The 20,171-nt window shown below is 44.0% G+C and carries 17 protein-coding genes; 4 read left to right on the top strand and 13 right to left on the bottom strand.

The features are described 5' to 3' along the window. Positions 1-2: 2 nt before the first annotated feature. Complete coding sequence (locus DW640_RS09905) at positions 3-698, bottom strand: lipopolysaccharide assembly protein LapB (protein WP_117577992.1); 696 nt, start codon at positions 696-698, stop codon at positions 3-5. A gap of 102 nt (positions 699-800) precedes the next feature. Further along, on the bottom strand, positions 801-1,820 hold the full coding sequence (locus tag DW640_RS09900; RefSeq protein ID WP_048696301.1) for a LacI family DNA-binding transcriptional regulator: 1,020 nt from the start codon (positions 1,818-1,820) through the stop codon (positions 801-803). Between the two features lie 179 nt (positions 1,821-1,999). On the opposite strand from DW640_RS09900, the gene DW640_RS09895 reads away from it, so the two are divergent. The 4 genes from DW640_RS09895 to DW640_RS09880 are packed head-to-tail and all read left to right on the top strand — an operon-like array spanning position 2,000 to position 6,210. Further along, positions 2,000-2,932, top strand: a complete 933-nt coding sequence (locus DW640_RS09895; protein ID WP_117577990.1) for an aldo/keto reductase — start codon at positions 2,000-2,002, stop codon at positions 2,930-2,932. Positions 2,933-2,948: 16 nt separating this feature from the next. Continuing rightward, on the top strand, positions 2,949-3,872 hold the full coding sequence (locus DW640_RS09890; protein WP_016269731.1) for an amidohydrolase: 924 nt from the start codon (positions 2,949-2,951) through the stop codon (positions 3,870-3,872). Between the two features lie 41 nt (positions 3,873-3,913). Then, positions 3,914-5,170 carry an L-fucose:H+ symporter permease gene (gene fucP / locus DW640_RS09885; RefSeq protein WP_048696297.1) on the top strand — a complete coding sequence of 419 codons (1,257 nt, stop codon included), beginning with the start codon at positions 3,914-3,916 and terminating at the stop codon, positions 5,168-5,170. Between the two features lie 23 nt (positions 5,171-5,193). After that, complete coding sequence (locus tag DW640_RS09880) at positions 5,194-6,210, top strand: zinc-binding alcohol dehydrogenase family protein (protein ID WP_048696296.1); 1,017 nt, start codon at positions 5,194-5,196, stop codon at positions 6,208-6,210. A gap of 300 nt (positions 6,211-6,510) precedes the next feature. On the opposite strand, the gene DW640_RS09875 is transcribed toward DW640_RS09880, so the two are convergent. The 11 genes from DW640_RS09875 to DW640_RS09825 all read right to left on the bottom strand — a co-directional run bounded on the left by DW640_RS09875 (position 6,511) and on the right by DW640_RS09825 (position 20,056). Then, the gene (locus tag DW640_RS09875; protein ID WP_008767088.1) at positions 6,511-7,362 is read right to left on the bottom strand and encodes an ATPase; all 852 of its coding nucleotides are present in this window, start codon (positions 7,360-7,362) and stop codon (positions 6,511-6,513) included. After that, positions 7,359-8,477 (bottom strand): acyltransferase family protein, encoded by a 1,119-nt coding sequence (locus tag DW640_RS09870; RefSeq protein WP_008762566.1) that lies wholly within the window; start codon positions 8,475-8,477, stop codon positions 7,359-7,361. The genes DW640_RS09875 and DW640_RS09870 overlap by 4 nt, the downstream gene beginning before the upstream one ends. 42 nt (positions 8,478-8,519) lie before the next feature. After that, the gene (locus DW640_RS09865; RefSeq protein ID WP_074858151.1) at positions 8,520-9,827 is read right to left on the bottom strand and encodes an AmpG family muropeptide MFS transporter; all 1,308 of its coding nucleotides are present in this window, start codon (positions 9,825-9,827) and stop codon (positions 8,520-8,522) included. 17 nt (positions 9,828-9,844) lie between these two features. Further along, positions 9,845-11,224 (bottom strand): SpoIID/LytB domain-containing protein, encoded by a 1,380-nt coding sequence (locus tag DW640_RS09860; RefSeq protein WP_117577988.1) that lies wholly within the window; start codon positions 11,222-11,224, stop codon positions 9,845-9,847. 10 nt (positions 11,225-11,234) lie between these two features. Continuing rightward, positions 11,235-13,679 carry a DUF4922 domain-containing protein gene (locus DW640_RS09855; RefSeq protein ID WP_048696291.1) on the bottom strand — a complete coding sequence of 815 codons (2,445 nt, stop codon included), beginning with the start codon at positions 13,677-13,679 and terminating at the stop codon, positions 11,235-11,237. A gap of 1 nt (position 13,680) precedes the next feature. Beyond that, entirely contained in the window at positions 13,681-15,168 is a 1,488-nt protein-coding gene (locus tag DW640_RS09850; protein WP_117577986.1) for a sodium:solute symporter, read from the bottom strand. Between the two features lie 99 nt (positions 15,169-15,267). Continuing rightward, positions 15,268-16,533, bottom strand: coding sequence for a lamin tail domain-containing protein (locus DW640_RS09845; RefSeq protein WP_008767084.1), 1,266 nt, complete (start codon positions 16,531-16,533; stop codon positions 15,268-15,270). Positions 16,534-16,789: 256 nt separating this feature from the next. Then, positions 16,790-17,824 carry a DUF4857 domain-containing protein gene (locus DW640_RS09840; protein ID WP_061473617.1) on the bottom strand — a complete coding sequence of 345 codons (1,035 nt, stop codon included), beginning with the start codon at positions 17,822-17,824 and terminating at the stop codon, positions 16,790-16,792. A 43-nt stretch (positions 17,825-17,867) separates the two neighbouring features. Continuing rightward, positions 17,868-18,536: a hypothetical protein gene (locus DW640_RS09835; protein ID WP_008762573.1), complete on the bottom strand. Its 669-nt coding sequence runs from the start codon at positions 18,534-18,536 to the stop codon at positions 17,868-17,870. A 43-nt stretch (positions 18,537-18,579) separates the two neighbouring features. Next, complete coding sequence (locus DW640_RS09830) at positions 18,580-19,467, bottom strand: ABC transporter ATP-binding protein (protein WP_117577984.1); 888 nt, start codon at positions 19,465-19,467, stop codon at positions 18,580-18,582. 22 nt (positions 19,468-19,489) lie between these two features. Further along, positions 19,490-20,056, bottom strand: coding sequence for a PepSY-associated TM helix domain-containing protein (locus DW640_RS09825; RefSeq protein ID WP_008767081.1), 567 nt, complete (start codon positions 20,054-20,056; stop codon positions 19,490-19,492). Positions 20,057-20,171 lie beyond the last annotated feature (115 nt).

The following is a 20,171-nucleotide window of genomic DNA, read 5'->3' as shown; positions in this document are numbered from 1 at the left end:
TCCTAAATTATCATAAATTTTGCTATATCACATAATATGGCAGTCTGCCATATGGAATCATTGATAGATTGTGCTATGGCTAAGGATGTTTGATAATAAGTTAGTGCGCTGTCTTCATCGTCTTGTATTGCATAAATGTTACCTAAGCCTCGCGTCGCATGAAGAATACCATATTTATCTTTTAATAGTTCAGCAGTAGAATAAGATTCTTTATATGTTTTTATTGCCTGAATATAAAATTCTTGATTTTCGTAGCACATCGCTAAATTATTGTAAACCTGTAATATAAAGGTTTTATCAGTCGGGGTAGATTTCAGAACTGTTAAATACGCCTCTGTTGCTTTTACATATTCTTCATTATCTTGGTATACCCTTCCAAGATAAAAATATGATTTAGCTTTTAAATTGTTGTTATCTTTATTTTTATAGTAGTCGATTGCTATCGATATTATAGAGTCATTTTGATGTTGAATGTAATTTTTATCTAAAGCTTGTGTTAAGAGCAATGCATACATTGCTTTAGCTGATTTACTGGGTATTTCTTGAATAGAAAAACTTCTTAATAAGTTTAAAGCACTATCAGGTTTACTAAGCATTAATGAATCTGCTAATTGGAGTTGAGGGATAATATCAGATTTATGACATGCATTTAATGTAATGCATAGTACTATTAAAAAGATTGTGTAGTTTGATTTCATAAAGTGTTTGCTTCTACAAAAATAACTATTTCTAAATGAAATATAGTTAATTAGGAGGATAAAAAATCAACGGTAAAAAGTAAATGATATAAAATACAGGACTTATTTTTCTTTTATGCTGCTCTCCCTTATCTGCAAATGTGTCGGAATCACCACTTGCTTGACCGTCCTGTCTCCCTTAATCTGATCAATCAGCAGTTGACAGGCTGTTTCCCCCATCTTATAAGTCTGATGCGATACGGCAGATAGCTTGGGTTCCACATAATTGGCGTGCTGCTCATCCGTGTATCCGATGATGGCGATATCGTCGGGAATACGAAGTCCGTGCCTTTTGATTACTTCCATAGCGGCAAAAGCCAATGTGTCATTCATGGCAAGGATGGCATCGGGAGGCTGGGGGAGAGATAATAATGTTTCCGTAGCAATCTGTCCTTCCTCATAATCAATTTTCCGGCAGACAACTAATTCCTTTTCAATCGGAATCCGGTTATCGCGCAAGGCTTCCAGATAACCATGCTTCCTTCTTTTTACAATATCCAGATGATTGGCACCGCCGATAAAAGCCACCCGTTTACTTCCATTGTCCAGCAGATGCTGGGTAGCCATTTGTGCGGATTGTGCTCCGTCTGCTATTACTGACGAGAATTGATCGGTCAGGCAAACACGGTCGAACAGAATCAGCGGCATATTGATCTCTTTCAATGCAGCAAAATGAGAAAAGTCAGTTGTTTCCTGAGACAGGCAGGCGATAATCCCCTCTACCCGCATATTGACCAGATTCTCTATATTCCTTTTTTCATGCTCGAAAGACTCGTGCGATGTCGTGATAATGACGAAATATCCGTTATCGATCGCCATGTTCTCTATCCCGTTCAGAATGGAGGCAAAGAAATGAGTGACAATATCCGGAACGATCACTCCGATGATGCGCGGCGCATTCTTTCGCAGACTCATAGCGAAAGGATTGGGACGATAATTCATCTCTTTGGCCAGCTTCTTGGCTTTGGCGCAAAGTTCACGGCTGATTTCCGGGCTGTCTTTCAGCGCTCGGGATACAGTAGGGATGGATACGCCTAATGCTTGGGCGAGGTCTTTGAGTGAAGTATGTTTCCGGTTTTCCATCTGAAGGTCTCCAACTTAGATTTATCTGCAAAGAAAGCATATTCCCTGATAAATCTCCGCATTTAAAGAAAGATTTTTTACGTAAACCGTTACGTAGCTTTTTCGCCCCTCTCTTGTCCGTTGAGAAGGGTTCACCCCTTACTTTTGTCGCATACAAAATAATTTAAAACCCTATACGTATGCAATACCATGAAATCGGAAAGACAGGGATGAAAGTATCGTCTCTCAGCTTCGGAGCTTCCTCTCTGGGAGGAGTTTTCCATGATTTAAAAGAAAAAGAAGGCATTCAGGCTGTGTTTACAGCCATCGAAGCCGGAATGAACTTTATCGATGTTTCCCCTTATTACGGACATTATAAGGCAGAGACTGTTCTAGGCAAAGCGCTGAAGGATATTCCTCGCGACCGTTATTATCTTTCTACGAAAGTCGGACGCTATGGCAAAGACGGAGTCAATACATGGGACTACTCGGCAAAGCGTGCGACGGAGAGTGTATATGAAAGTATGGAACGTCTGAATATTGACTTCATCGATTTGATCAATGTGCATGATATTGAGTTTGCCGACCTGAATCAGGTGGTTAATGAGACATTGCCTGCTTTGGTCGAACTGCGTGAGAAAGGAGTGGTAGGACATGTCGGAATCACTGACTTGCAGCTCGAAAACTTGAAATGGGTGATAGACCGTTCGCCAAGCGGAACTATTGAATCTGTTCTTAGCTTCTGTCACTATTGTCTGTGCGATGATAAATTGGCTGACTTCCTTGACTATTTCGAATCGAAAGAAATCGGTGTCATCAATGCTTCTCCTCTCTCGATGGGCTTGCTGAGCGAACGTGGTGTTCCGGCTTGGCATCCGGCTCCCAAGCCATTGGTAGATGCCTGTCGCAAAGCGATGGAGCATTGTAAAGCAAAGAATTATCCGATAGAAAAGCTCGCTATGCAATTCTCGGTGAGTAATCCAAAGATTGCGACTACCCTGTTCAGCACCACTAATCCGGAGAATGTGAAGAAAAATATCGGCTTTATTGAAGAACCGGTCGATTGGGAACTCGTGCGTGAAGTGCGGGAAATTATCGGAGAACAGCAGCGTGTAAGTTGGGCAAACTCTTAAAAAAACGGTCGATTCTATGGATTATACGATTATTGATGCGCATGCCCATCTGTGGCTTCGCCAAGATACGGTGGTCGATGGTTTTCCTATCCGTACTTTAGAGAACGGACGCTCCCTGTTTATGGGGGAGATTCGGCAGATGGTTCCTCCTTTTATGATTGACGGGGTGAATAGTGCGGAAGTTTTTCTGTCCAATATGGATTATGCCCAAGTCTCGGCTGCGGTTATTACACAAGAATTTATAGACGGCATTCAGAACGATTATCTGATGGAGGTTGTTTCACGCTATCCGGACCGTTTCTTTGTTTGCGGAATGTGTGAGTTTCGCAAGCCGGGCTATCTGGGACAGGCGAAAGAACTGATCGGGAAGGGATTTAAAGCGATTAAGATTCCTGCCCAGCGCTTACTTCTGAAAGAGGGACGGGTAATGTTGAACTGTCCTGAAATGATGCAGATGTTCCGGTGGATGGAAGAGCGGGGAGTGATCTTGTCAGTCGACTTGGCAGAGGGGGCGATACAGGTTCCGGAGATGGAAGAGATTATTCAGGAATGTCCTCGATTGAAGATTGCTGTCGGCCATTTCGGGATGGTTACTCTTCCGGATTGGAAGGAGCAGATTAAGTTGGCACGTCATCCGAATGTGATGATTGAGTCCGGTGGTATCACATGGCTGTTCAATGACGAGTTTTATCCGTTTAAAGGTGCCATCAAGGCTATTCGTGAAGCCGCAGAACTGGTTGGCATGGAGAAACTGATGTGGGGCTCGGACTATCCGCGCACGATAACAGCCATTACTTATAAGATGTCTTATGACTTTGTGGTGAAATCCCCGGAATTGTCGGAAGCGGAGAAAACGTTATTCCTGGGCGGGAATGCGCGGAAATTCTACGGGTTTGCAGAACTTCCGGAACTCCCATACATTAAAAATATGTCGGAATAGAAAGGAAACAGCCACTATACCGCTAAACAATCACTGTACACATGAAAAAGAATACATATACCATTCCTCTCGCACTGGTTTTCAGCCTTTTCTTCTTGTGGGCGATCAGCAGCAATCTGCTTCCCACAATGATCCGGCAGTTGATGAAAACCTGTGAACTGAACACCTTCGAGGCCTCTTTTACGGAGACCGCTTATTGGCTGGCTTACTTTATTTTCCCTATCCCGATAGCTATGTTCATGAAGCGTTATAGCTATAAGGCGGGAATCATCTTCGGGCTGTTGCTGGCAGCTGTCGGCGGATTGCTGTTCTTTCCTGCTGCCATGCTGAAAGAATATTGGGCTTATCTCTGCATCTTCTTCATTATCGCTACCGGAATGTGTTTTCTGGAGACAGCCGCCAATCCTTATGTCACCGTGCTGGGAGCTCCCGAAACGGCTCCGCGCCGATTGAATCTGGCGCAATCCTTCAATGGACTGGGCGCTTTTATCGCAGCGATGTTTCTGAGCAAGCTGATTCTAAGCGGTACCCATTATACACGCGAGACGCTTCCTGTTGATTATCCGGGAGGCTGGCAGGCTTATATACAACTGGAAACGGATGCGATGAAACTTCCTTATCTGATATTGGCTCTGTTGCTTCTTGCGATAGCGGTCGTATTTGTTTTCTCAAAATTGCCGAAGATTGGAGATGAAGGAGCGGAACCTGCATCCGGAAAGAAAGAAAAACTGATTGATTTCGATGTGCTGAAACGCTCGCATTTACGTTGGGGAGTCATCGCGCAGTTCTTTTATAATGGTGGGCAAACAGCTATCAACAGTCTGTTTCTCGTTTACTGCTGCACCTATGCCGGTTTGCCGGAAGATACGGCTACCACTTTCTTTGGACTGTACATGCTGGCCTTCTTGCTAGGGCGCTGGATTGGTACGGGATTGATGGTCAAGTTCCGTCCGCAGGATATGTTGCTGGTGTATGCTTTGATGAATATCCTTTTGTGTGGTGTCGTGATGCTATGGGGAGGAATGATCGGACTGTATGCGATGCTCGCCATCTCTTTCTTTATGTCTATCATGTATCCTACACAGTTCTCTTTGGCACTGAAAGGACTCGGAAATCAGACAAAGAGCGGTTCGGCCTTTTTGGTAATGGCAATTGTCGGTAATGCCTGTCTTCCTCAGTTGACAGCGTACTTCATGCACGTTAATGAACATATTTATTATGTCGCTTATGGCATACCGATGATTTGTTTTGCGTTTTGTGCCTATTACGGTTGGAAGGGCTATAAAGTAATTGATTAATAAATTTATCTCAAACAAATAAAATGAAAGCAGTTCAAATTGTCAACCCCTCCGAAATGAAGGTGGTTGAACTGGAAAAGCCGGCCGTCGGTGTCGGTGAAGTATTGGTAAGAATCAAGTATGTCGGCTTCTGTGGCTCCGATTTAAACACTTTTCTGGGGCGTAACCCGATGGTGAAACTCCCTGTAATACCGGGGCATGAAGTAGGAGCAGTGATTGAAGAGATCGGTCCGGATGTTCCGGCTGGCTTTGAGAAAGGGATGAATGTAACATTGAACCCATATACCAATTGTGGTAAATGTGCTTCGTGCCGTAACGGGCGTGTCAATGCCTGCGAGCATAATGAGACATTAGGCGTACAACGGAATGGAGTGATGTGCGAATACGCCGTGCTTCCTTGGACGAAGATTATCCCGGCAGGTAATATCTCATCCCGTGACTGTGCTCTGATTGAGCCGATGAGTGTAGGATTTCATGCTGTTTCCCGTGCTCAGGTCATCGATAATGAGTATGTGATGGTGATTGGCTGTGGTATGATTGGGATTGGCGCTATTGTACGTGCTGCCTTGAGAGGAGCGACGGTGATTGCGGTCGATCTGGATGATGAAAAACTGGTACTGGCCAAAAGAGTGGGAGCGTCTTACGCAGTAAACTCTAAAACAGAGAATGTACATGAGCGGATACAGGAAATCACCGCAGGGTTTGGAGCTGATGTCGTGATTGAAGCTGTCGGCAGTCCTGTGACTTATGTAATGGCTGTGGATGAAGTTGGCTTTACCGGTCGTGTGGTTTGTATTGGCTACGCCAAAAAAGAAGTCGCTTTTCAGACCAAGTATTTCGTCCAGAAAGAACTGGATATTCGTGGTTCCAGAAATGCATTGCCTGCTGATTTCCGTGCGGTAATCAACTATATGAAAGAAGGTAAGTGTCCGGTAGAAGAACTGATCTCAAAGATTGCAAAACCGGAAGATGCTTTGGAGGCAATGAAAGAATGGGCAGCTGATCCGGGAAAGGTATTCCGTATCTTGGTAGAAATGTAGATAATTTATTTTACAGAATCAACCGCTTAGCCCATTGTATTGAGAATATGAAGAAAGAATGATCCCGTTGGTTTTAAACCAACGGGTCGTTCCTTTAAAACCAAGACACCGTTCCTTTAAAACCAACAGATCTTTTCTTTTAAAGAAATTCTAGATGTTTTTTATCTGTTGAGAATCAGTGTTTTACGGACTGGGCCTGAACACGGGTCAATAAATGGTTATCATTCTTTACATAACTGCGTGGCATTAAAAGATTGAAGTATAATTTGTGCTTTTAGTCTTTAGAATGTTCTTCTATTATTAAGGATGGAATGATAATTGGCTATGATATTGAATCAATCCTTCCATCGGACTTTGGAGAATCTTACCTATCTGAATACCTGTTTGTCGGGCAGCATCCTGTAGAATCTCTTTGTAACAGTAGGCTATCGATCCGATGAAGTGTACCGGATATTGCTTGTAATCATACTGCATCACATTCCTGCGAAAGAAAGCTATAAAGCTGTTCATAACTAATTGGCGGATAGCCGGTTCTTCCAAATGCTGTGCGATAAAAGGAGAGAGACTGGCCAAAAAACGATTGGGAAAGGGCTGGCGATAAACCCGGTCGATGATTTCGGGAGGCGTCAGATCGAACTGCTTCAGAAACTCTTCTTTCAAGGTGGCAGGAAGTTGATTTTTCAGAATATCTCCTACCAGCAGTTTTCCAAGTACGGCACCGCTACCTTCATCTCCCAAAATAAATCCGAGAGGAGAGATGTTACTGACGATCTCTTTTCCATTGTAAAAACAAGAATTGGACCCCGTCCCCAAAATACAGGCGATACCAGCCTTCTGGCCACATAGCCCGTGGGCGGCAGCCAGCATATCCGAATTAGCTTTAATATTCCCGATAACGGGCAGACTGTCTGCAATAGCCCGTCGGAGGACGGGAGCTTTCTCGGGTGTACAACCTGCTCCGTAGAAGTAAACTGCATTGAATTTCCCTTCCGGCAGTTGAGGCAGAAGGGAAGCTGTCAGCTTCTGTTGGATTTCTTCTTCCGACTGGAAGAAAGGGTTGATCCCTTTCGTTCCAAGTCGCTTGATAACTGCGCCGTTCAGTACGACACACCAGTCTGTTTTGGTAGAACCACTGTCTGCAATGAGTATCATATCTTAATGTATATTTTCTTTTTATATAGAATGTAGCCTATTGCCCAGTTGAGAAGGACAAAAAGCAGGGCAAATACAAGCGAGCCTCCTTTATCTCCGAAGACAGGTTGTAGGAGTGCGCTGTAAATATAGCCATGTAAAGAAGTCGCTTCACCTTGGTAGGTCATAGGAATGACTGCCAGCGTAATCGCCAGAATATCTGCCAATACATAAATAAATAGCGGATTTACTCCAAACGATTCGAAGAAACGGCTCCAGTTTTTATAACCTTTAATGTCAATGATCCATACGAGTAATGCCAGAAAACTGGAACCCAGACCGCAGGTTACGAGTACGAAGGAAGGAGACCATACTTTCTTGCAGATAGGGGAACCATAACTCAGTAAGAAACCTGCGAAAGTAAGGATAGTACCTATCAGGAACAAACGTTCCAGCTTCTCATGAATATCTTTTACTTCCATCAATAGCTTTCCGGCACAGAAGCCGATTAAGACGTGGGCGATGGCTGAAATAGTACTAAGCAGTCCTTCCGGATCAAGTATCTGACCGCCATAGATATGAGCTTGTCCTAATACTGCACGGTCGACGATGGAAAGAATATTTGTTTCGTCGTAGACATATCCATTGCCGAGGGCAAGGATTGCAAAATAACTAATGAGAAGTACAGCAATTAAATAAGGTATATATTTATGCTTCATGAGTAAAGCGACTATGGCAGTAACTCCATATCCCAAAGCAAGCCGTTGCATGACTCCGAGAATGCGAATCTGGTCGATAGGGAAGGGATCGTGCTGGAAGCAGAGAATGGAAAGCCAGCTGATGCCAATTCCAATCAGGAAAATGATCACGGTCCGTTTGAGAATTTTTAAACCCGCGGGAACACTGAAGGTGAAATTGTACTTTCTCAAAGAGATGTACGTGGAGATTCCCATAATGAACATAAAGAATGGGAATACCAGATCGGTAGGAGTTAATCCAATCCACTCGGCATGTTTGAGGGGAGCATACGCATGTTGCCAGGAACCGGGCGTATTTACTAAGATCATACCCGCGATGGTGATGCCCCGCATCACATCGAGTGCCAATAGGCGTTTGTTACTTGTTGTTACATTCATGACTGTTACTTTTTAATGTGTTAAGTTATAAGTAATTCAATTTTATCTCTTTTTTCCGAAGGAACTGTCCAGTCGATTGCGGATCATCCATGAAGCAAGGATGCCGGGAATGGTGCATACGCATACCCAGATAAAGAAGTTGGTGTATCCGAGATGTTCCTGTATCCATCCTGCCGGCATTCCCGGAAGCATCATGCCAAGTGCCATAAAACCTGTTCCAATGGCATAATGAGCTGTTTTGTGTTCACCATCTGCAATATAAATCAGATAAAGCATATAGGCAGTAAAGCCGAAGCCATATCCCAGCTGTTCGATGGCTACACAAATGGAGATTAGCAGGAGGTTGTCCGGAGTAGCTGCTGCCATCCAGACATATAAAAGGTCGGGGAGGTTGATAGCCAGCGCCATGGGAATGATCCATTTCTTAAAACCGTCACGGGAAACGAGGAAACCGCTGATGATGCCGCCTATCAGTAGGGCGGCTACGCCGATGGTGCCATAAATGACTCCGACGGATGCGGTTGATAATCCCAATCCGCCTTGTTCGGCACCATCCAATAAGAATGGAGAGGCTATTTTAGCAAGTTGGGATTCTCCCAACCGATAGGTGAGCAGGAAGAAAAACATAAGTCCCAGGTTTTTCTTCTCAAAGAAAGTGACGAATGTCTTAAAGAAATCTTCCAGTAACTTACCCGGTGTTAACCCCGGTCTTTTGACATCTGAAGCAGGGTGGGGGAGAATAAAGCGATGGTATAGTGTCAGTCCGAGGAATAATCCTGCCATCAGATAGAAAGTGATACTCCAGGCCATTGGAACATTGCCATGCGATGTTTCCAACCAGCCTGCCAACATAACCAGGATTCCCTGCCCGAAGATATTGGCGAAACGATAGCAAGTGTTTCTGATGCCTACGAAGAAGGATTGTTCTTTGTTGTTGAGGCCAAGCATATAAAAGCCGTCAGCCGCAATGTCATGCGTGGCAGAACTGAATGCCATCAGCCAAAAGAATGCCAGAGTGAGTTGCACATAGTGTGGAGTCGGGATAAAAAAGGCAATACCGGCGAAACCGGCAGCAATCAAACCCTGCATGGAAATAATCCAGGAACGCTTTGTCTTGACCAGATCTACGAAAGGACTCCATAATGGTTTGATCGTCCAAGGCAGATATAACCAGGAAGTATAAAGCGCTATTTCTGTATTCGACAATCCCAGGCGCTTGTACATGATAACGGCAATTGTCATCACAGCCACATAAGGCAGTCCTTCCGCAAAATAAAGAGTCGGAATCCAGCTCCACGGATTTCGATTGTTTCTTGGTATTATGTTCTTGGCATTTCTTGTTGATATCATGGCATTAGTCTCAGATGTTATTCATATTGTTTTTCAAGTCTGCTTCCGGGATAATAGTGAGCTAAAATATCTTTGTAATAATAACCTCGCTCTCCCATTACTGCCGCACCGATCTGACAAAGTCCTACTCCGTGTCCCCAACCGGCTCCCGTCAGTGTAAAGCGGGTTGGAACATTTCCCTCTTCTCCTTTTTCCTTATCCACAAGGAATGCTGAACTATAAAGATGGGAAGGCGACAATGTACGTCGGATCTCTAATTCTTTTCCGATGGTCAGTGTCCGTAAAGTACCTACTATCTTTAATCGTATCAGGCGTCCGGAAGTTCCTCGCTCTACAGGGATTAAGTCTATGATTTCCCCGAAATCAATTCCCGAACGTTGATGGATTAACTCAGCTAGTTCCTGTTGGCTATAACTGATTTTCCAACGGTAGAAATCAGTCGTTTCCTGATCGTAGTTATTAAGAACCTGACTCAGAATCTTTTTATCCTGCGTATTACAGAAAGCATCCGGAGAAGTTCGTATCCATCGGTCCGCTTCTTCTTCCTGCGTCAGATCGGGAAGCTGTATTGCCGGACCTGTTATTTGTTTCTCCGAATCAGAAGCATGGGATTCCGGTATGTAATCTCGTTTACCGGTCAGATAAGGATGCCTCACATTCTCCCAACAATTCTGAAACTCTTCCATTGCACCGCCACAACATTTGGAGAATCGCGCATCGCAAATCTTTCCTTCATACATCAGCACCTCTCCACGGGTAGCTGAAACAGCTTCGATAGCTTGTGGAGTAGAAGCACGGGTAATTCCCTGATAGCGCTGGCAATGATCATCCGCACAAACATCAAAGTGCGTATGCGCTTCATGATCATACCATTTGATAAGTTGAGAGTGGAGAGTGGAAAGTGGAGAGTTGGCTGCGCTGTCCGGCTGTATAGTAGCTTTCCATTTTTCATTCTCCACTCTCAATTTATTGATCAGCCAGCTTCTGGAAATGACAGCATGTGCTTTCAGTAGTTCCAAAGAGGCGGTGGCACTCATTTCTGATGAGATGACACTTGTCAGGTAATCTTCTATAGAGATTACATTGATGGCGGTCAGTGTCTCTCCTTCGACAATGATTTTCAAAGCTCCCTGGAAGCGTTGTACTTCTTTGCGTTCCCAATGAAAATTGATGCCGATGGTGACATCCTTTAGCTCAAAGAAGATCCCGGCATTTGGCTGAGGGTAGAATATCAATTCATCGTATTCTTTCCCTGACCAGTATATCTTTTCTTTTTGATAAACAGCCTTTTGTGCCCCTGAAACCTTTGTGCCGTCAGGAGTAGTGAAGCTTTCGGGAAAAGAAAATTCAATTTCTTTTCCCGAAAGGATACCGACTGTAATCTGAGGTTCTTCCATTTCTTCTTTACTAGGATGTTTGATCGGTGAGTGCTTTTAACTGTTCCTGTGACAAACTGACCTCCTTGTAAATCTGAGTGATTTTTTTAGCTGTTATCTTATCCAAATCTTCTTCTCTTACAATGGGGAATACGCCACACATCTCCGCAATAGCCGGGCTTATCAATAAGCCTTTTTTCCCTTGGGCATAATAACATTCCGGCCGATGTTTAGAACGTAGGAAAATAATACAGTTCCACTGTTTTATTTCATCGCCTCCAGTGCGGTTTACTGTTTCGAGTCCATACCAGGCAATCACATTGATTAAAGGTTCTTTGTCATGATAAATAGAAACTATCTTATCGTAAAGATACTCAAACATTTCAATGATCCCTCTTCTGTTTGGAGATGAAATGCCAATGCTCGTGGTGAACCCGTTTTCTAGATGACTATGTACGCTATCTTCAGAACTAAGCATGTCCGATATGAAAGTCATCCCAAAAGGATTGGCAATCTTTTCCTCTTTTCCTGCTGCCTGAAAGTGCATATGGTCAGGGGCGGAAGCTCCGCATTCCGGTCCGTTATATAAGATGAGGAACTCGTTCATGTTTTCGGCAAGGAAAAGCATATCCTCAAAACGGTTTTTGATGGTTTGCGGGGTATGTTCCTCTTCAATTATGGTCAGATGCCGGCGGAAAATCGGATAAGGATTGAGGCATACCTCATAATGTCCGAGTGACAAAGACGTTTGTTCTGCCGGGCGATTGTCATTGCACAGAAAACAAGGTCTTTCTTGTATGGACTGAGAGTCGGTCTGGGCCATTGTAGAGATTGCCCGTTGTGGATTTGGGAAGAATCTGACTCTCTTGGTGTCCCCTCCTAGTTTGAGTTCCAGCGTCTTTTCTTTTTTAAGATTCTGTTCTAATTCCTTATAATTCTTTTTTGCCAGCTTCCAGTCTTTTTTCTGTTTTTCTATCATCTCGTTGACGAGACGCTGAAAACTTTCATCGATGCTGTGCATCCGGATTCTTGCCTGTAACTCCCAGGTTCGGATACTGTCTTTGTAGAAATTGTTCCGGTTAATTTTTTCGATATCTAATGCTGCGTCAGAGTTGCCTTCCCAACGGCGGCAAAGATAGATTACATCATAAATACGACCGATCGTATATTCACGAGAAATACTCAGACCTATGGCATAATCTTCTCCATAACTGGTATTGGGGAATTTGATCTTGCGAAGGATGGGAGTGTAGAAGGCCCGTGGGGCACCCAACCCATTGATACGTAAAGCATTGTTGGGACCGTCCTCTACTGTCCACTCTTTATGGTCAATGACACCGGGAGCTATCTCGTTCATCTGAAAATCCGTCATTAGGTAAGTCCCTATCACCATTGCACAGTTCTGCTGATAGAAGGTATCGACGATTTTCTGTAAGGTATGCTCATCCTTATACAGGTCATCGCTATCCAGTTGCACGGCAAATTTACCGCATTTCTCATGGTGTACTCCTACATTCCAGCAACCTCCTATACCGAGATCATTCTCCTGGGGAATGATATGTATTAGTCTATTGTCCGCACTAAATTCCTGGAGGGCTTCGGTGGTACCGTCCGTTGAGTGATTGTCGATCACAATCACATTAAAGGGAAAAGTCGTTTGCTGGCTCAAAGCAGAATTTACGGCGTCACGAATGGTCCGGATACGATTACGGACAGGTATGATGACAGATGCTTCAAACTCAAAAGCTTCTCTGTCCAGGTTTACTGTTCGGGAAGAAGGTCTTACATAGGCATTGATTTCTTTCAGATGCTTGATACAAACTTTCTCCATTTCGATCTGTACTTCCCGATTTTTAGGATTTACGTAATCGAATTGTTTTTCTCCGCTTTTCCGGGTATCTGTTTCTATTTCTGTGTAAAGGAACTCATTGATATGGATGATTTGAAATAGATTACCTAGCATCAGACGCATTTCATAAAATGCAGCATATTGGAAAACTGTTTCCTCCAGAATACTTGAAGCAAGGGTGAAAATTTCGGAATTGAATAAAAGCACCGAACCGAAATCAAAATCATCCCGGAGGCTTCCTTGTTGATAATCAATAACGGGAGCTTGTTTGAGAACTCCGTCAACCAGTTGGTAATGATCTGCGTATACCATTGCATTTTCTGAGGAGTTCTGTATAATCTGTGTCATGCGTTCCAGTGCGTACAATCCTAGTTTTAGCGGGGTCTGTTTCGTGTAAAGCAAAAGATAGCTGGCATCATCTGCGTTGTCAGCAATTGTTTTAATCGTACTTGTAGAGTAGAGACCGTTAATGAGGAGACATTCACACCCCGGTAAGCACTCTTTGTTGGTATCAGCGCTTAGCAGGTAGATTTTGTTCACTAATTCTGAAGCTTGCAATTCTTTTACAGTTTGTATCGTATCTTTCGGATTGCCAAAAGGTATGAAGCAATTGATTTTCTTTTTCATTTTAATGTTTTTTTATTAAAGAGTTGTTGATAGGGGCTGCTGACGATTTCCTTTTGATGAGCAGGCAAAGCCCCAGAAAAGTAAACGCAGCATTCAATATCAGTAACTCGTAGCTAATTTGATATCCATCGAACCAGGCTTCCGAATTTCTTTGCAATACGTAGCAAAGTGCAGGAGAAAGAATGGCTACTAACGGAATATATGGATCATAAACTTGTTTTTTAGTAAAAATGCCGAAAGCGAATAGTCCGAGAATTGGACCATACGTATAGCTGGCCAGCGTATAAATCGCATCAATCACACTCGTATTATTCAGCAAATTGAATACGAAGATGACGATTCCCATCACGAACGCCATCCCGATGTGCACGTGTTTCCGTATTTTGCAGAGTGCCGCTTCGTCTTTCTTGTGCGCATTCAGAATATCTACGGTGAAAGAAGTCGTCAGGGCTGTCAAGGCCGATCCGGCAGCGGAGTACGCCGAAGCTATCAATCCGATAATGAACAGGATACCGACTATTCCCGGAAAGTAATTGCCTGTGGCGATCATTGGGAACAATTCATCGCTCTTGCCGGGATTCTCGATTCCCTGTCGGGCGGTGAAAGTATAGAGCAATACACCCAGCATCAGGAAGAGCAGGATCACGAAGAACTGTGAAATCCCGCTTGTAATCATATTCTTCTGTGAGTCACGGAAGTTCTTGCAACTGAGATTCCGTTGCATCATATCCTGATCCAGCCCGTTCATGGCGATAACGGTAAAGACGCCTGCCAGGAATTGCTTGAAGAAATATCGCTTGTCGTTGACATCGTCAAAAAAGAACATTTTGGAGAGATCGCTGTCTGAAATCGTTGAGACCAATCCGCTGAAATTCAGATGCAGGCTGGAAGCTATATAGTAGATACAAAGTACAACGGAGACTACCAGACAGAATGTTTTCAGTACATCAGTCCATATCAATGATTTCACTCCTCCCCGGAAAGTATAGAGCCAGACAATGAGTACTGTCAGTATGACATTGATTATAAAGGGAATATGGAAAGGCTCGAAGATGAGTAATTGCAAGGTCAGACATACTAAAAAGAGCCGCACGGCAGATCCGAGCATTTTGGAAATAAAGAAAAACCAGGCTCCTGTCTTATAGGAAGAAGCTCCGAAGCGATTTTCAAGATATTCATAGATAGAAATCAGATTCATCCGGTAGAAAAGCGGAACGAGTATGAATGCGATAATGAACTGTCCGACGATAAATCCCAGTACCATCTGCAGGTAGGAGAAGCCGCTGGCTTGTACCATACCCGGTACGGATACAAACGTAACTCCGGAGATAGTGGAACCAATCATGGCAAAGGCGACAATATACCATGCCGATTTGCGGTTGCCGACGAAGAAGCCTTCGTTATCCGCTTTATGTCCTGCTATATAGGAGATAGCGAAAAGGATCATAAAGTATGCTATGATAGTAATAGATAAGATAATTGGACTCATATCTGTTGCTTAAAATTCGTTCGCGGGTGAATATATTCAAATATGCTTTTCCTACAAATTGTACAAATGTAGGGAATTTATCAAATAAATGCATCCTTCTTATGAGTTTTTTATTCCGGGTGTGCCACCTGTATCATTTCTCGATGAGTGCCAGTTTTTGTTGAGAGAAGGAAGTTCAGGAGATATCTTCTCTAATGAAATGCCTGTAGTGACTGAAGTGTCGTGCATCCAGTCTATGAAACGGCAGGTATCAATCGTGCGGGGATGTTCTTCATCAGTTGCCAAGGCAAGGTAACCTCCGTCGTTGCTCAGTTGCGGAAATTTGGATATTTCGGTTATACTTTTGCCGTCAACCTTATGCTTTCTGATCAGTGTAGTTGCGGAGTGAGTAAAACAAATATATCCTTTGCCGGGAATAACAAGGTTTGTATTTTCATCTTCCTGTTTGAGTATTGTGGTACTGAATATTTCTCCCGTTGCTCTCATTTTAAACAGACGCAGAGACTTTACAGTGATATCCTGATCAGCAGGATTATAGAATTCGATGTATTCGGCACCGTCTTTGGCATTGTCATACATCACTTCGTTGAATAGTAACATATTTCTCACATTGTCAGGATATTCCGGCGATTCCGGTGTGTCAGGCTTGTCCGGTTCATCCGGAACGTCCGGTATGTCGTCCGGTTCAGTACTTGTTATTACATCATCAGACAACTGTATATGATGGAAAGTGAAACCGTCACAGCGGCTTTTTGTATAAACGCAGTATATGCCGCAGCAGATTGACTTTGTGATACTTGCGTCTTTTATTTGTTTCTCCTTCGTATATTCGGTTTCCGTTTCCATGCGTGTCCAGAAAGTCCAGTAGCCGTTGGCGTCGCATTCTACTTTGATAAATAATTTCGGAGAATTATTTCCTTTCATGAGTTCTCTTCCCGAAGCCAGTAATTTGGATTGATTCCCATTTTGCCGGTAAAGTGCTACATTGTCTTTTGTTCCTCCTATCTGAATGTAATAGCCGTTCAGATCTCCGGAAAGTATTTCCGATGAAGAGGCTAAATAGAAACGGGCGTAATTATTGGCGGAAGGATTAAAGGTGAGCCGTACCCCGAATTCCCATCGGGTGCTTCTTACAGAAGAAGAGGGGATCGTGATATATGCTGTTCCTGCATCTTCCTGCGGATCATTCAAGTGTACGCCTTCTTTGGTATTAATCGTGAATTTCTCGGTTTCTCCTGTCCAGGGAAGTTCTGATGTTGAACTGTCCGGTTCAAGGCTCTCTTTTTCATCCTCAGGCGGAAGCGCACAACTGTATAATAATATAATGAGGAAACTCAGAAATGTACATGCCTTGCAAATTTTCATACGGCTTTAAATTAGTGTTGTTATCTACCGTATTTGTTTGTGTTCAACGCAGAGGCAATTGCGGATCGGATAATGTTCATGCTTGCAAAGGTACAGTTTCTTGTTGAATAAATGCGAAAGGTTCTTTATTGTTTTCTGTGAATGTTAGAAATAAAAGATACGGATTATACGAATTAACACGATAGCTTTATGCTTTCACAACGCTAAAACCGTGTTAATCTGTGTAATCCGTGCCTAAAAGTTATTATTCCTGTTATTACTCAAAGCGCGGCATCACATACTTGTCCGTATAAGAAGTGAAACTGATGCCGGGCATATAATGAGTATTCGAATTATTTTCCAGCTTCTTTATCAGTGAATAATCATCCGCGTTCAAAGCATAGTAATTATCGGAAGACGGACTCGTCACCCGTACCGTCCAGTCGAACATATTTCCAATAATGGTCAGCGCATCCGTTTCGGGATTGAATGCAGGAACTCCTGTTTTCACCACATCATACGTGCGGCTTTTCAGCACATAGAGGGCATTGTTGACATCTGTCAGGAAAGCAAGCGTCTTTTTATTTCTGAATTCCGTCAGATAAAGGTGCTCTAATGTTAATCCTTCCGGCAAAGCGATGGCACGAACGTAGGGACGTCCTTTCACCTGTTTCAGATGGAACAGACGACGATCGGCATCCAACAGAAGATATCCTTCGTCGTACTCCTTCTTCACCGTCGGGTTTCCTACGATCTCAATGGCCGGAAAGCGGAAATTCTTCTTGGTCATAGCTTCTGTAAACAAGAGGCTTTTTTCTGCATTCACGCTATTGGAAGCCATATCGATAAACTCGATGCCTTGCGAAGTAATGCGGAAAACATCATCCGGCATCTTCAGGTCTACACGCCCGGACATCGACTCCAACAGAGGATAAAGACCGATGGAAGGAGCGTTGATATCCGTAGGTACGCTGCGGAAATTGAAATTCTCCGTCTGCACGATCTTCGGAGTGACCGCTATCCCGTTAATCGTATCCGGAAAACGTTCGTCGGACATCAACTGGCGGAAATAAAACATAGGCAGAATACTGTCGAAAGCCGCTTCGGAATAGATGTTTCCGGCAGCGTCGCGACGTACGGTTCCTTTTCCCTCTTCCTGTCCCATCAAGGCGAAATCGCCGATCACGAAACTATATAGAGTGAAAGGAGTCTTCTCCGGCTTTACGACAAAGAAGTTGTAGCACCAAGGCAACTGCCAGAGAAGCAGGAAGGCGATGGTGACATATAATAGTATGGTACTGAAACGTTTCATCTTTATTTAATTCTTCATTTTTAGTTCTTCATTCTTCATTATCTTAGTCCTGCTTTCCCGCTTTGAACCGTACGATGGAGAGCCAGGAGAAAGACGCGGTCAGCAACGTATAAACCAGCAGATACGGGAGGAATTTGTTATAAGCTTCCGGCGTGGGCGACAGGAAGAAGATTCGCAGTAACAGTACAGCGATAATGAGATTGATGATTCTGCGTTTCCATGCCGGTTCGAGGCAGATCCATGCGATGAGCAGGTAGCCGGAAATACCGGCAAGATACCACGTGAGGGCGGTCAGCAGTATATGATTCTTCAGTTCGTGAGCCAGTACTCCGCTCAGATAGACCTCCATCAGAAGGAAGTTGGAAGCGAAGCAGACAAGCAACAGTACCAAACCGGAGAACAACATATTGCCGGTCATTTTCAGTTCGGGATAGGGCAGGTGCAAAGTCAGTTTCAGACATTTGCGCTGCATCTCGGGAACAAACTGTACGATGGCCATCAGCACTCCGGCAATCAGGGGGATGTATTGTAACATATCGATGAATATGGCATCCCGCTGCATCATGACTTCCCATACATGCGCGGCGCCTTTCATTTCTATCACCCGGTTGATGCGAAGCATACAGTAGCCTGTAAAACCGAGTGTAGTGACTACGGCAAGCAGAAAATACCACCGTGTCTTGATCCATTCTTTATAAAATATAGCGTACATGAGACTTCTAATTTACTTTTTAATCTTTAATTATTTTATTGAATCAGTATTTGCCGGTCAGACCGATGAAGGCATCTTCCAGATTCACATGTTCGCTATGCAGGTCCGTATAGGGTACTGACATGGATTTCAGTTTTGCTTCCGCCTCTGTGAGGGGGAGGAAGGAGAATGTTTCCAGTGTATTCCGCATCACGGAAGGATGATAGAAATCATCGGATGCGGGCAGTTCGTAACCTTCGGGAACAGTACAGGTATAGCGGCGTCCTTCTTTCAGTAATTCGTCAATTGGCTTCTGAATCAGTATCTTTCCGTAGTCCATTATGATACAGTCGTCTACCAGTCGTTCCATATCCTGAATGATATGCGAAGTCAGAAAGACAGTCTTGCCTTCGGAACGTGCATAATCGCGGAGATAGTCTACAAACAGGCGGCGATAACCGGGGTCGAGACCGAGGGAGAAGTCGTCTAATACAAGAAGCTCGGGATTCTGTGCCAGAATCAGTCCGAGTGCTACTTGTGAACGTTGTCCGCAAGACATACGGGAGATGCACTGTCCGGTAGCTACTTTCAGTTTGTTCATCAGTTCATAATAAGCCTCTTTTTTCCATTGATTGGGGTAAAAGGCTGCGTAGAACTTCTCAATCTGGGTGATGCTCATGAATTGATACTGTACGTGCCCTTCTATCAGCAGCCCGATGTTGCGGCGCAATGCCGGAGCCATCGTCTGTATCTCTTGTCCGAAGATACGGCATTCTCCGGAACGTGGTTTCAGATATCCGCTCAGGATGTTGATGGTCGTGGTCTTGCCCGTACCATTCTTGCCCAGTAGTCCGAGGATGCGGCCTTTGGGGACTGTGAAACTAAGATTTTCGTAAATCAACCGTTTGCCGTAGTAGTGCGTCAGGTTGTTACATTCTATGATTTGTTCCATTTTATTTTATCAGTTATTCTGTTCAAAAGAAGAGAAGAAAAAGGATGGGAATCACGATTCCGACAATCATTTCTATTCCTCCTCTGCCGATAATACCTTTGCTGCCTTTCAGCATGATGACTCCGGAAAGGGTGATAATGATGAGGCCGACTGCGAAAATATCCGCAAAGTAAGTCCACCATTGTCCGGGGTTGTAGTGCAGGCGTGCCATTGCTCCGATGAGCGGGCGGCGGGTGACAGATTCGTAGACTGCCTCTCCCGTACGGACGTTTACCTGCAAGTTGGACCCGCCTTTCAAGAATACTTTCATGATGTCCGTTTTCGGGAAATAGTGCTTGGTATAGTTACCTTCCTCTCCCAATGGTTGCAGCAGAGGCAGTACATTTTCCCTTTTCATTCCCTCTTTGCCCGGCAGTTTTTCGGCAATCTTATATTCTTTCCGTTCGATGGAGAAGTTCGGGTTGATGGTGTCACGGTGATTCATCACAATGCCGGAAATGGCATAAATCAAGACCATTCCGGCAAAGAAAAAGGATAAATCACGGTGTATCAGCCTGCTCCATTTACGGATGCTGCTACTCCACTTCATACGAATTAGCTTCCATGAAATAGAAAGACAGATACTCTTTGCCGCTGCTTGCTTTTCGGTCGGCTATCTTCGCGCGGAAGTCGGCGATACGGGCTTCGGGCGTGTTGGCTGTCTC

Origin of the sequence: Bacteroides sp. AM23-12, from assembly GCF_003434395.1 — a bacterium.
GTDB lineage: Bacteria > Bacteroidota > Bacteroidia > Bacteroidales > Bacteroidaceae > Bacteroides > Bacteroides thetaiotaomicron.
Note: the sequence above shows the minus strand (reverse complement) of the source record. Positions and strands in the feature narration are given on the sequence as shown.